This window comes from Planktothricoides sp. SR001 (assembly GCF_001276715.1).
Classification (GTDB): Bacteria; Cyanobacteriota; Cyanobacteriia; order Cyanobacteriales; family Laspinemataceae; genus Planktothricoides; species Planktothricoides raciborskii.
Genome location: NZ_LIUQ01000038.1, coordinates 1 through 13,786 on the forward strand (window position 1 = coordinate 1; position 13,786 = coordinate 13,786).

Consider the following 13,786-nt stretch of genomic DNA (forward strand, 5'->3'; position numbering starts at 1 on the left):
GTCGGCTGGGGATTAATCCCCACCTACCCTTTTATATTACCAGGTTTGCTTAAAATCTTGATTGCTTTAATCTCTTTTTTTCTAGGAAAAGTTTGATCATTGTCGGTTTTCGCAGCTTAGGCTAAGTTGAATTCCTAAACAAAAAGGTTAATTTATGGGAGATAAAAATATTTATTTTACGATTAGCAAACGCTCCTACAATCAAGCTGTAAAAACTTGGATTGAGCTAGATTATGCAGGCCGTATTAACGGCAATTGGGTTGATTGGCTGTTAGACGCGACGACTTTTGGCTTAGGAAGTCTTTCGGACGATTCTTCCATTGAAAAAGCACAAGTCGTCAATCAACTTGCTGTGGATTGTGTCGAGGACGGTTTTGAATCTATTGATTGTTATTTTGATGCACGAATACGCGGAGAACATTATGCTTTTTTGTCTGGGTAATTTGAGGTAATTTTATGCTAATTAACATTGGATTGTTAAAAAAATTAATTGGTTTTTAAAAATTTTAATTGGCATTTTTACGCATTTTTAACCATTTTACAATTTTAGCATGGCTTAAGATTGGAAAAATTTAAGCCATGCTAAAATGAATTTTTATTTTAATAAAATTTAATTAAATATATTCAAGGGTGCGTTCGCTTCGGCGTTGCGGATGCAACATCGCCATCAGGTGAGCGCGATCGCCACTTGGCCTAGTACCGTTTACTTTTAAGAGTAGCAACAACCAGGGACACAAGCCTTTTTTGAGAGCATTAAAAACTTGTATCAAACTCTAAACGTGCCAATTTTAGGCACCCCGGAAGAGTTTATGTATGAAAAATCCCTGTTCTTTAATTCAGTTTATCATTTAAGCGATCGGCGTCGAAAACAACGCACCCGTCAGATTATGGATTTTTTTTCACGGTCAAGAGTTCCTGGCATCCCCGGCACCTCTGACAATTTAGTACGGATTACCACCAAGGTAGCTGAAATAGTCCATTGAAGGCGATAAATTATAACAATAGACCATTAAATTTAGACCGATTCTATAGTCAGAGGGTAATGTTAGATGGATGTCAATGAACTAAGCGAAAGATATCAAGCAGGGGAAAGAGATTTTCGCAACTTGGATCTGGTAATGGCTCACTTACAGGGAATCAACCTTAGTGAGGCTAACTTAAGGAATTGTGATTTAAGGGAGGCAAACCTCACAGGGGCGATTTTAACAGGGGTAAATCTGCGAGAAGCAAATCTCTCTGGAGCCAAATTAACTGCGGTAGACCTGCGTCAAGCCAACCTAATTGCCGCGAATCTCAGTAGAGCCAACTTAAGTGAAGCTAACTTAAGTGCGGTTAACCTGAGTCGAGCCAATGTGGAGCGAGCGACGTTAGAAAAAGTGAATCTTCAACACTGCATTGCTAGTGAAACGCGCTTTCGGTTGTCTAATCTTAGTGGCAGCAATTGTCGTAATGCTAACCTCAGTCGAGCGATTTTAATGGATGCTGACCTATCTGGATCGTCATTAGAATCCGCTAACCTAAGTATTGCTATCATTACAGGTGCGAATTTGACCAAAGCTAATCTGACCAATGCTATTCTCAATGGGGTTAATTTGACGAATGCAATTCTCGTTGAGGCGGATTTGACTAGAGCAAATTTGAGTGGTTCTAATCTGAGTAAAGCCAATTTGAGTAAAGCACAACTTAGAAGCACCAATATTAGTTGGACTTCGATGCGAGGCGCGAACTTAGAAGGCTGTAGTCTCTATCGAGCGAATCTTAGTTGGTCGAATTTGACTGAAGCAAATCTGAGTCAGGCTATTTTAATTGATACTAATCTTTATCAAGCGAATTTAAGGGATACTCAGATGATTAAAACGGTGATGCCCGATGGAATTGTGAACATATAAGCGGCCATAACTGGTCATAACTAGCGATGATTAGAGATTATTAACGATGTTGCATCCGCAACGCTTCGCGATCGCACCTTCCCCCGGATCTAACGCAGATAAAATCAGCTTTTTTCTGTATATTAGACCTCTGGAAAAATCTAAAAAGCCCCCCTTTTTAAGGGGGGTTGGGGGGATCCACCATCCCGGAATGAAAGCCAGAATTGTCTAATATTCGCTGTCACTATTGGACTTTGGTTCTGACTTTGGTTCTGACTTTCATTCTGACTTGGGTTCTGAAGAGTCTTTTTGCTTTTGGTTAGAGGAAGATAGATCCGTTTCTTCTGGTTTGTTTAGGTCAGAAGATGCGGCAGTGTTTTCCACAGTTGTTTCCGCAGTTGTTTCTGTGGAAACTGTCCCCTCTTCTCCTGGGGTATTTTCAGCGGATATTGCATCCGCAACGCTTCGCGATGTTGCATCCGCAACGCTTCGTGAATGCAGATTCTCCTCATCCTCCGAGGGTTCTACTTGATTCTCCTCTGTCAGAACCTCGGTTTCTAACACCGTGGTCACTGCCGCTGCATCAACCGTTAACGCATCATCCTGAATTTCCGTGATTTCTTCGGAGGTTTCAGAATTAACTGGATTTTGAACCTCTACCACCACTTCCGCAGCTTCGGAAGTCATTGGCAAGTCTTCCACTTCCAGCACCACTTCGGCAGCTTCGGGGTTATTTGGCAATTCTTCCACTTCCAGCACCACTTCAGCGATCTCCGTATTTTCTGGAGACTTTTGGCTTTCTGTCACCACTGGCGAAATTCGATTTACAGTCGTGGCTTCTATTTCAGATTCTGGGGTGAAATCGTCCGTTGAATCATAACTTGTCACCTCTGTTGCGGCAACTTCTGGTAATGGGTCTGATAATGAGTCAGATTCAGTTTCCGTGACCTTCGGTTCGGCACTTTCAACGGTTGTGGCAACTGATTCTAAAGTGTCTGGACGTGCAGTTTTTGGTTCCAGATCGGGTGTTTCAACGGTTGTTTCAAGCGCTGTTTCAACGGCTGTTTCAACGGTTGCCGCTGATTCTATTTGAGATGCGTTCGCCCCTATTTCCGGGGTGTCATCTTTGCCCTCCGACTCTTTAAGATCCGTAAGATCCGGTTGAACTAGGGGTGTTTGGTCTGGTTTATCTTGCTTATCCTTTTTCCCTTTGCCAAATAGTCCTGGAATCGTACCGAATAAACCGGCGATCGGTGCCAGAATTTTGCTCGTGACACCACCGCTAGATTTGTCAGTTTTGGCTTTGGTTTTGGCTTCGGTTTTGGCTTCAGTTTTGGCTTTGGTTTTGGCTTCGGTTTTGGCTTTGGTTTTGGCTTCGGTTTTGGCTTTTGCCCCTAGTTTTTCTTTAGCGGTTTTGCCTTTAGATTTCTTGGGACTCTTCCCAGCGATCGCCTCTGACTTATCGCGATCGGACTTATCCTGCTGATCCTCAGTCTTAATTTCCGTTTTCGACTCGGTTTTCGACTCGGTTTCTCGATCCACTGCCACTAAATTATCGGCGGAAACAGGAGAAACTGGGGAAACTGCGGACTCGGTGATTGCCGCTTCCGTCCCAGACCCTAAACTATCTTCTCCCACAGCAGGGGAAGATACGGGAGGATTCTCAATGTCCCACTCTGGGTCAAAGTCCACATCTTCTTTGTCCCAATCTTCTTTTGCTTCAGTCTGGCGATCGGTGATTTCTTCTACATTTGCCACGGCGTTCGTTTCTGCGGCATCAGCTTGACTTTCCTGCGGTGCTTCAGAGACAACAGGTTGAGCGACAGGTTGAGCGATCGCAATTTCTTCCGTTGATTCTGGTTTAGTCTCATTAGTTTCTTCCAGAGTCGCAACGGTTGTTTCAGTTGCGGCAACAGTGCTTTCCGTTGCGGTGTCCGCCTGACTTGCGATTGGAGTCTCTGGAGTAACCTCGACGACTTCAGGAGCAGCAGTTGGCTCCACCGTAGACTCTGAAAGCAAGGTTTCCGGGGTTTCTGCGGCGATTTTCTGGTCTGGTTTGCTGTCTTTCTTGCTGTCTTTCTTGCTGTCTTTCTTGCTATCTTTCTTGGCTTTAGTCTTAGTTTTCTCCGGTTGTAGCGTTTCCCCTGGGGACTTGCCTTTAAATAAGGTCGTAAAACTTCCGGTCAGTTTGGATAAAACGTTGGCGGGTTTTTGCTCTAAGTCCCGATCCGTCTTTTGATCCGTTGTTTGAACTTTGCTGGGGACTTGAGTGCGTTGTCGGGCTGGGGTGACTTCCCAACGCAAACGCATACTTTGCCAGCCAAACCAGACTAAAAGGGCGACACTAGCAGTCTGACCCAGAAGCACTGCGCCGGTAATTCTTCCAGCACAGAACCATAACACCAAGGCATAGAAAAGGCCAATGCCACTCCAGAATATATCTCCTTTACGATGGACTTCTGGAAAAAAGAAAGCAGCCATGTAGATCGCGAAGCTACCGATAACGACTGCTAAAGCTAAGATATATGCCAGCATTTTTGCGCTCCTTTCAATGGTACTGTGCTACGAAGACTCGGCGGTGTGTCCTCTCAGTGGTCAATTTTACCGTTCAGACCCCGTTCTCGATCGCGCTTTTTCCCAGAATTATTTTGATTGCCCTCTTTCTGAGGTTTTGTCCGAGAGTCTGTTATGTCAGCGATCGCTGATAAAACCCCTTTGATTCTAGGGCGATCGCCAAGTCTTAATATCTTTTTCCATTACAACCTACAGGCGATCGGGCTACTCTGATTTCTTAGAGTTCATCAAAAGAAACATCAGAATCATCACATTATGACGAAACAGAAATTTGGTGTCATTGGTTTAGCCGTCATGGGTGAAAACCTCGCCCTGAACGTGGAACGCAATGGCTTTCCCGTAGCCGTATATAACCGGACAGCGGAAAAAACCGATGCTTTTATGACCAACCGCGCTGGTGGTAAGCAAGTCAAAGCCACCTACTCATTAGAAGAATTTGTCGAGTCCCTGGAACGTCCTCGGCGGATTTTGATTATGGTCAAAGCCGGTAAACCCGTAGATGCGGTCATTGACCAACTCAAACCCTTACTAGACCCCGGAGACATGATTATCGACGGCGGTAACTCTCTCTATGAAGATACCGATCGCCGAGTAGCATACTTAGAATCCACCGGACTCCGCTATATCGGTATGGGAGTTTCCGGGGGCGAAGAAGGCGCACTCAATGGCCCCAGTTTAATGCCCGGAGGCACCAAAGAAGCTTACGACGAAATAGAAGCGATCGTCACCAAAATTGCCGCCCAAGTCGATGATGGCCCTTGTGTCACCTACATTGGGCCCAAAGGAGCCGGTCACTACGTCAAAATGGTGCATAACGGCATTGAATACGGCGATATGCAATTAATTGCCGAAGCCTACGACCTCCTCAAAAACGCCTTGGGACTCGACCACAATCAACTCCATGAAGTATTTGCCGAATGGAACACCACCGACGAACTCAACTCATACTTAATTGAAATCACCGCTGACATATTCAAACAAATCGATCCAGAAACCAACAAACCTTTAGTCGAACTAATTGTCGATGCCGCCGGACAAAAAGGCACCGGACGCTGGACCGTGGTTAGTTCCTTAGAATTAGGCGTAGCCATTCCCACCATCGGTGCAGCGGTCAACGCCCGCATCATGTCTTCTAGCAAAGAAGAACGCATAGCCGCCAGCAAAGAACTCACCGGCCCAACCGCTAAATTTGACGGAGATGTCAAAGCGTTTATCAGCAAAATTCGCGATGCCCTATACTGCTCAAAAATTTGCTCTTATGCTCAAGGCATGGCCTTATTAAGTATGGCATCTCAAGAATTTGGCTACGATTTAGACTTAGGTGAAATTGCCCGAATTTGGAAAGGTGGCTGTATTATTCGCGCTGGATTTTTGAATAAAATTAAAAAAGCCTTCAGCGATAATCCTAGCCTACCCAATTTACTCTTAGCCCCAGAATTCAAACAAACAATTCTCGACCGACAACAAGCATGGCGAGAAGTCTTAATTCTGGCCAATACCCTAGGAATTCCCGTGCCTGCTTTTAGTGCATCATTAGATTACTTTGATAGTTACCGTCGTGCCAGTTTGCCCCAAAACTTGACCCAAGCCCAGCGAGATTATTTCGGTGCCCATACTTATCAACGAATTGATCAAGAAGGCAGTTTCCACACCGAATGGGGTAAATAGGGTAAATAAGGTAAATAATTAGAGTTAATAATTGCCCGGACTATTGCCTTGTCCGGGCAATTCCTGGCAATTATTAATTATAGCAATTGTCATAGTTATGAAGTACAAAAAAAACCTGTCATTCCCGCGCGGGAATCCAGAAAACCTCTGTACTTCATTCGGACAATAACCGCTATAATGATGAAGTCACAACCAGTGCCTTGCCCTAAACCCGCAATAATTTGTGGGGGAAATTTAAAGATTTGGTAAAGTTACTCCGCATATATAGCGGTTACTGCCTAGATCCGACTAGAATTGTGCGTAATAACACGGAGGATTCCTCTGAATCACAGCAGTAGAACATCACAGAAGCGAGAAAATACGATGAAAACTTTACCATCTCTAGATTTAAGAACCAGCTTAATCGCCGCCAGTGTCACCGTCGCCACTGTGGTAAGCGTTGCCCCAGCCCAAGCGATTCAACTATCCGGTAGCATGGGACTGTCCGGAAACCTGAACATTACTAATACTAGCAACGGTTTTATCTGGAATTTTTCGCAAAATGTCCTCAACGATAAATTCGGTGATTTCCTAGGCGTCTCATTTGCGGACAATTCTAAACCGCAAATCAGTACCCTGGAATTTAGCTGTATATCCGCACCAAGTATGTTTGGTGTGTCGATGAAGTCTTGCACCACCGACCCGATCGCCTCATTCATCGACTTCGGTATGCAAACGATTAAGGGAGTCACCGCCAATCTCAGCTTTAACCTAGATGCCGCTAATTACATGAGTTGGGGAAATAACTTCTTTAACACCACATCTGCCGCCCCTGCTATTACTGGTTCATTAATGTTTAATGGTACAACTCTTGCGGTGGGCAATTTTGCTGGTGGTAAAACCGGAAACTCGTCAACTTATCAGATGACTTTGGCGGCAGTACCAACAACTATCCCAGAACCCTCCACCACTCTGGGAATTGGTTTGACCGTAGGTTTGGCTGGCTTACTGCGACGTAAAAACTCTGCCTCAAAAAACAACAATACACCGGCTTAATGCTGTATTAGTGCTGTATTAGTGCTGTAGTATTGCTGTATTTACCAGGGAAATTCTCCGTTGACAAACAAACAATTAACTCCGAGGAAACTTCCTCTCGATCGCCGAAGCCGAATCAGAGTTTTTTCCTCGGTAATTTTCCATCTTCACAGGGGTGGTGGGTCATACTCACCACCCCTGTTTATGTTTCGGCGGCAGTCCTGAGTGGCCGATGAATTAGACAAATTCTGCGATCGCTTACAGCACTTGTCAGAGTTATGAAGTGCAAAAAAAACCTGTCATTCCCGGCGATGGCGGCCTGCCCCCGCGCCGCCATCGCCGGGAATCCAGAAAACCTCTGTACTTCATCGGGATAATAACCGCTATAAGCAAATTTTGTCACCGTCAATTTTAATTATTTTTGTTGGCAATTTTTTACTTTAAAGATGATCTAATTTGCGTAGATTTGCGGATTGGAGCATCCCGTAAATTCTCTCCCGACAAAAATATCCGCAATCCGTAAAAATACTGAAATAAAATATCCGTATTTTTACGGATTACGGTATTTTTTATCATAGCTTCTAAGTGAAAGAAGCGGGTTACTTAGATAGTTTTTTAAAGGTAATATGAAGCGCCAAGGAAGGTTAAACGAGAAAATCCTGAAAACTCGTTGGCGAATTTTAAAGCTTTCGTAAAGTTACGCAAAAGCTATTGCCTCTCCCAAAAAGCTCCGAGTATATTCGTAAGTAATCACACAGAGAGCAATTCTTCAAGTCTCTGAGATAGATATAAATAAAAATTCTCACGAATATACCAGGAGTACAGCCATGAAAACTTTATCTTCTTTAGGTCTAGGAACCAGTTTAATCGCCGCTACCGTCACCGCCGCCACCGTCGTAGCAGTCGCCCCAGCCCAAGCCGCCAGTCTAGATGTTGGTCTACATGGTAGTGTTGGCTTATCCGGAGACTTGGACATTAATGATACTGCCAATGGCTTTACTTGGAAATTTTCTGAGAATGTAGTTAATGATAAATTCGATGATTTTGCTGGACTATCATTTCCTGCGGACGGTTCTCTGCCTCAAATCAATGATTTGGCATTCACTTGTGGAATCGGAAACCCTACTCTTTGCACCACCGATCCTGTCACCCCATTCATTAGCTTTGGTACGCAAAGCATTAAGGGAGAAATAGCGGAGCTAACCTTTAATTTAGATGAAACTCAGTTCATTAGCTGGGAAGCCTTCGGCACTGGCACTACAGTTTCCTTCCCCTATTTGACTGGTGCGTTTAAGTTTAATGGTACTACCTTAGCTAAGGGTCAACTGTCGGGCGGCTACACAAATTGGGGTTCAAATCAAAGTTCAACTTATCAAATGACTTTAGCAACAGATGTACCGGAACCTTTGACTATTATGGGTAGTGGTTTAGCCTTGGGATTTGGTGGCTTATTCCAACGCAATGCCAGCAAGCGCAAAAATCAAAAATCTGCTTAATTCCTAACCGATAATGACGGGAAAGTCTCCGCTTAGGTTAGTGTGTCCAGTCGTATTCAGCAGGGACTTCCCGCAATTTAATATCAGGTAGCATGATTATATTTAACTTTGATCGATGCCCCCGTATTTTAAGTTTTTCACTTAATAATACGGGGTATTTTAGTTTGAGCGATCGCCCAAGATCGGCAAAACTCTGCCTAGGAAAAGTGACTCATGCTACTGTAAAAATATTCACAGATTCTCTGGGGCTGCCCATTGACTATCGATGATAAATAAGATTCAGCAATTTATCGGGTTTGTGTTGTTGATGATTTTGGTGATGGGAATGACGATCGCCCCCAGTCACAGAAACCAGGCTTCTCTAAAACATCCGGTTTCTTCTCCCCCGGCAACCATTCCCACCCCTGAACTTGTGTCCGAATTTTCACCCATCAAGACAGAGGAAGCCCCAAAACCACCGGAAACATCGTCACCGATTGATTTTCCTACGATATCTTCTAAGAGAATCTTCACCGACTTAGAGAACTTGGCTTTTGAGCGTTATTCTGAATCACAACGAGAACAAGCCCGTCAATATATTATCGATCAGCTAGAAGCAGCGGGATGGGAAACCCAGCAGCAAGAGTTTGAGGAGGGAATTAACCTCTATGGCGATCGCCCCGGAACAGACCCCGACGCTGGGACGATTTTAGTGGCTGCCCATTATGATACGGTGGCATTTTCTCCCGGCGCCGATGATAATGCCACGGGAGTGGCTACGGTTTTAGAAATTGCTCGGTTATTAAAAAATAGAGAAACGGCGCGATCGCTGCGAGTGGCTTTCTTTGACAAAGAAGAAAGTGGGCTTTGGGGCAGTTTGGCTTTTGCGGGCAATGAGCAACTCCGCGCTAACTTAAAAGGGGTAATTATCGCTGACATGATTGGCTATGCTTGCCATATTCCCGGATGTCAAAGCTATCCTGTGAATATCCCGGTTACTCCCCCTAGCAACAAAGGGGATTTTATTGTGGTGATTGGGGATGCGGAAAATTTACCCTTACTGAATACCTTCAATTCTGTAAAAACTGACGCGATCGCCAGTAAAAACATTCACACCAGCCCAGTTTTAACCATACCCATTCCGTTAAAAGGTGTTTTAACCCCAGATACCTTGCGTAGTGACCATGCACCTTTCTGGTATCAAGGGATTGGGGCGGTCTTGGTGACGGATACGGCCAACCTTCGCAATCCCCATTATCATCAGCCCACGGATGTGGTGGAAAATATTGATCGCGAGTTCTTTCTTGGTTCGGCGCAACTAATTCTCAACAGCACTACTACTTTATTAGAAAGTCACCGTTAGAAACCGCTTTTAGCAACTGCCTTTAGAAACCGTAGAGGCGCGTTCCGCATTTCTGAGGGCAAGGGAAATTGTCTTTTATTCCCGATGCTTTCTGACTCAAGAAGACAGCCTACTCCCCACTCCCTACTACCTACTTCCTACTGCCTATTATCTGTTAAAAATTTTCCCATCTCAAATTGATCCCTTCCTAAGTAGAAGCAGTAAAGATAATCTAATGATAACGATTAGTTACATTCCCGGATTCCCCCTCAGCTTCACCCAGGCAATGATCTCTGTCACAAGGCTTAGTGAGAATGATCATTGGGGATTAAGGATTAAATTTACTTAATATTTCCCGCCAATCAAAGATAATCTAAATATAGAGAAACTTCCAGAAAAATCTCGCATCTTAGGCAAATGATAGTTTACGTTAATTTCTATAAACAAACCATCTCAGAAATCTTTTATCAGATCTGGCAAACAAAACAAATCAGCGCCCGCCATCGATGGGGATTAATGTCTGCTCTCATGCAAGATTCTCTGAGCGAGGATGAGCGGGATGCCATTGACCGACTGTTGCACGCCGTTCGGCGCGGGTGGCTGCAAGTTGAGGATGAAGCTTGATTTCCCCCGTGGATTCATCGATTGATATCTCCTAGTTGGCTGGGTTCCTCTGTGAACGGCGAAAGTCCAGGTTTACACTTGAATAATCTAACCAGATCCGCGATCTCTGATTCAAGGCGATCGCGGATCTCTTTAATTTACTTTAATTAATTGATTTAATACCGTTTCCAATTAAAAATGCAACAGTAGAATAGCGGGGCGACTACTTAGGGGAGGATGGGCAAAGCATTCCGGTATATAGGTTAATATTTTGAGCGGATACGATCTGCCGGAATGCTTTGCCCCTACTGTTGGATGAATTTTTGTAACTGCTATAATAACAAGTTGCTGACTATTTACATTATATCAACCCTCTAAATATTAAAAAATTAGAAAAAATTATGAGACTAACTAGGCGGTTAGCTTAAAATCAGCCCACTAATGTTAAAATTTGTAAACTAAGTTAATATTAATTCCATAGACTAGGACTTTTTTAACCTATGACCCCCCCGAATCCAGGCGAATCAGAATTACTCAAAAACCTACTAGAACCGTTACTAGAGGACTTCCACTATTGGTTTGGGCGATCGCGGACTTTGCTCGAAACTGAGAAAATTGACTTTCTCGGTGCAGAAAAACAGGCGGATATGCTATCACGAGTGCAAGCAGCATCAGAAGAAGTCAAGATTGCCAAGCAGCTTTTTCTTTTAACCAATGGTCAAGCGGGAGTGCAAATGCAGGTACTCATGCCCTGGCATCAACTCCTAACGGAGTGCTGGCAAGTCAGCATTCGTTTTCGTCAAGAACAAGCGGCACAACAGCAATCAGAACAATAGGTTCAATACAATAGGTTGAAGAAAAAGCGATTTTAACCGAAAATTAAGATTAGAGTTTCGCTACATAAAAGCCCAGGGTTAGCAAAAAGCAGCTTGGCGGCGATCGCAAATCCAATTGCTCACCTGATTAAACATCAAATACACTGGAGGATAAACCCGATGCTACACCTACTTTATATTCTTGCGTTTACCGGCCTAGCAATTCTGGCAGTAGGTAATTTAGTCCGCAGTCTGATTACATTAAGTGCTGAATCACAGAGAAGCTACTCCCCGACCAATTGGAACCAAAATTCTCCCTTGTCTCCCGTTGCCTCCCCCCGGTCTCGACGAGTGCCTCACCCAGAATTTTTAGACGATCAAGGGAATCTAGTGAATGAACCCTTGTTAGTAATGAAATCAATGACGGTAGAAGATGCCCGTCAGAAATTAGATGAGCTTTATAATTCTTCTCCAAGTGGCAACAGTGAACCCAAGGAACAAGCCTAGTTGGTTTAATCATAAAAACTGCCAAAATTAAGACTTGAGAATCATCACTCAGGTCTTAATTTTTTGAGAGATTCAGAACACTAGAATCCCCGGTAATTACTGATGGATTGTTATCAATTGTGATTGGCGATGAATTGCCAATCAACCAGAATCATCGGGATTTAACCGCCCATGAGTACACGATTGATTCCCGATTAATTATTTACATCAAAGATGAAAATCCCATATAGGGTAGAGTATAACTAAGTCTAAATTATATATTTGTGTATATATATTTGGATATATTTGTATCAGCCCTGAACGAGAAAAAGGTATCTTAAATAAAAATCTAGAGGACAATTAATCACCCCTGAAACGATGAAAACAAATCAGTTATCTGAACCACAACCGGACGCCCCAATAATGAACGAAACACTGCCACCAATTAATCTATTCACTATGTTCCGTCTGGGGACATTTCAGATGGGACTAGGAATGATGACCCTATTAACCTTGGGTGTGATTAATCGCGTAATGATTGATGAACTGAAAGTCCCGGCCTTAATTACCGCCGGGGCGATCGCCATGCATCAGTTTGTCGCCCCTGCCAGAGTATGGTTTGGTCAAATGTCCGATGCCAAACCCATGATGGGGATGCACCGGACTGCATATGTTTGGCTCGGTGCATTATTATTTACCAGTCTCTCATTTGTGGCCTTGCAAGTGGTTTGGCAACTCGGTGATACTGTAGCGCTCAACGGCTGGACTCCCGCCAGCTATCCTTGGGCTGTGATACTCGCGGCGATCTTTGCCCTCTACGGATTAGCCCTGAGTATGAGTTCCACTCCTTTTGCCGCTTTACTGGTGGATATTTCTGATGATGATAACCGTTCCAAGCTGGTCAGTATTGTTTGGTCAATGCTCATGGTGGGGATTATTATTGGGGCAATTGTCAGTAGTGGTTTACTCAAGCAAATCGCTTTAGATGCCCCGATCGCGGAATTAAAAGCTTCGATTAACCGACTCTTTATCATTATTCCAGCGATCGTATTTTCCTTAGCCATCATTGCTACTTTTGGCGTAGAAAAAAAGTATTCTCGCTACGCCATCCGTTCTACGGTTGCCAACCGGGAAGATCAAATTACCTTCGGCAAAGCCTTAAAGATTTTAACCGCCAACCGCCAAACCGGGATATTTTTCTGCTTCGTCTTAATAATGACGATTAGTTTATTTATGCAAGATGCTATTCTCGAACCTTATGGTGGCCAAGTCTTCAAAATGGAAATTGCCCAAACCACTCGCCTGAATGCATTTTTGGGCATGGGTACTTTAATGGGAATTGGGTCTACTGGTTTTTTGATTGTGCCGCGCTTGGGCAAACAAAAGACAGCTAAATATGGCTGTATCGGTGCGGCAGTTTGCTCTGGATTATTTATTATGGCCGGATTTGTCGGTCAACCGGGAATGCTCATGGGTGTCTTAGTTTTATTTGGTTTACTATCAGGCATCCTTACCGCTGGAGTCTTAAGCTTAATGTTAGATTTGACAGCAGCGGAAACAGCAGGTACATTTATTGGCGCATGGGGATTAGCTCAAGCAATTGCCAGAGGACTTTCGACGGTGTTGGGCGGTGCCATTCTGGATGCGGGTCGAAATCTATTCACCGAACCAGTTCTGGCTTACGGCACGGTGTTTGCCACCCAAGCAGTTGGGATGCTCTTGTCAATTATCTTGCTGAACCAGGTGAATATCCAAGAGTTTCGCGATAATGCAAGGGCAACGATTATGACGATCATCGAAGGGGAACTAGACTAAAGCCACTGCGCTTCCCCGCCCCTCGCCCCCCGCCCCCCGTCCCCCGTCCCCCGTCCCCCGTCTTCACGGGGGCAGGCTTCCCCCGTCTGCACGGGGGGCTGGCTGCATGGGGGCAGGCTTGGGGTG

The 13,786-nt window shown here is 44.3% G+C and carries 12 protein-coding genes; 10 read left to right on the forward strand and 2 right to left on the reverse strand.

From position 1 onward, the window contains the following. The first annotated feature begins 154 nt into the window (after positions 1–154). A complete protein-coding gene (locus AM228_RS19700) occupies positions 155–442 on the forward strand; it encodes a hypothetical protein (protein ID WP_054468432.1) in 288 nt (95 codons plus the stop codon). Between the two features lie 172 nt (positions 443–614). Here the strand turns inward: AM228_RS19700 and AM228_RS33085 are convergent, their stop codons facing one another. Continuing rightward, positions 615–770: a hypothetical protein gene (locus tag AM228_RS33085; RefSeq protein WP_156331919.1), complete on the reverse strand. Its 156-nt coding sequence runs from the start codon at positions 768–770 to the stop codon at positions 615–617. Between AM228_RS33085 and AM228_RS19705 the strand changes: the two genes are divergently transcribed. Then, the gene (locus AM228_RS19705; RefSeq protein ID WP_156331920.1) at positions 762–983 is read left to right on the forward strand and encodes a hypothetical protein; all 222 of its coding nucleotides are present in this window, start codon (positions 762–764) and stop codon (positions 981–983) included. The genes AM228_RS33085 and AM228_RS19705 overlap by 9 nt on opposite strands. A gap of 66 nt (positions 984–1,049) precedes the next feature. Continuing rightward, positions 1,050–1,889 (forward strand): pentapeptide repeat-containing protein, encoded by an 840-nt coding sequence (locus AM228_RS19710; RefSeq protein ID WP_054468439.1) that lies wholly within the window; start codon positions 1,050–1,052, stop codon positions 1,887–1,889. A 258-nt stretch (positions 1,890–2,147) separates the two neighbouring features. On the opposite strand, the gene AM228_RS19715 is transcribed toward AM228_RS19710, so the two are convergent. Next, positions 2,148–4,403 (reverse strand): Ycf66 family protein, encoded by a 2,256-nt coding sequence (locus AM228_RS19715; RefSeq protein ID WP_054468440.1) that lies wholly within the window; start codon positions 4,401–4,403, stop codon positions 2,148–2,150. 294 nt (positions 4,404–4,697) lie between these two features. Here AM228_RS19715 and gndA point away from each other — a divergent pair, with 294 nt between their 5' ends. From gndA to AM228_RS19755, 7 genes are all read left to right on the forward strand, one after another. Next, a complete protein-coding gene (gene gndA / locus AM228_RS19720; RefSeq protein WP_054468442.1) occupies positions 4,698–6,110 on the forward strand; it encodes an NADP-dependent phosphogluconate dehydrogenase in 1,413 nt (470 codons plus the stop codon). Positions 6,111–6,473: 363 nt separating this feature from the next. Next, positions 6,474–7,145, forward strand: a complete 672-nt coding sequence (locus tag AM228_RS19725; RefSeq protein WP_054468445.1) for a PEP-CTERM sorting domain-containing protein — start codon at positions 6,474–6,476, stop codon at positions 7,143–7,145. Between the two features lie 806 nt (positions 7,146–7,951). Beyond that, positions 7,952–8,620, forward strand: coding sequence for a PEP-CTERM sorting domain-containing protein (locus AM228_RS19730; RefSeq protein WP_054468447.1), 669 nt, complete (start codon positions 7,952–7,954; stop codon positions 8,618–8,620). Positions 8,621–8,885: 265 nt separating this feature from the next. Beyond that, a complete protein-coding gene (locus tag AM228_RS19735) occupies positions 8,886–9,962 on the forward strand; it encodes a M20/M25/M40 family metallo-hydrolase (RefSeq protein WP_054468452.1) in 1,077 nt (358 codons plus the stop codon). 1,082 nt (positions 9,963–11,044) lie between these two features. Next, positions 11,045–11,380 (forward strand): DUF2605 domain-containing protein, encoded by a 336-nt coding sequence (locus tag AM228_RS19745; protein WP_054468455.1) that lies wholly within the window; start codon positions 11,045–11,047, stop codon positions 11,378–11,380. Between the two features lie 159 nt (positions 11,381–11,539). Beyond that, positions 11,540–11,866: a DUF2973 domain-containing protein gene (locus tag AM228_RS19750; RefSeq protein WP_054468456.1), complete on the forward strand. Its 327-nt coding sequence runs from the start codon at positions 11,540–11,542 to the stop codon at positions 11,864–11,866. Between the two features lie 357 nt (positions 11,867–12,223). After that, positions 12,224–13,660, forward strand: a complete 1,437-nt coding sequence (locus AM228_RS19755; RefSeq protein ID WP_054468460.1) for a BCD family MFS transporter — start codon at positions 12,224–12,226, stop codon at positions 13,658–13,660. Positions 13,661–13,786: the final 126 nt, after the last annotated feature.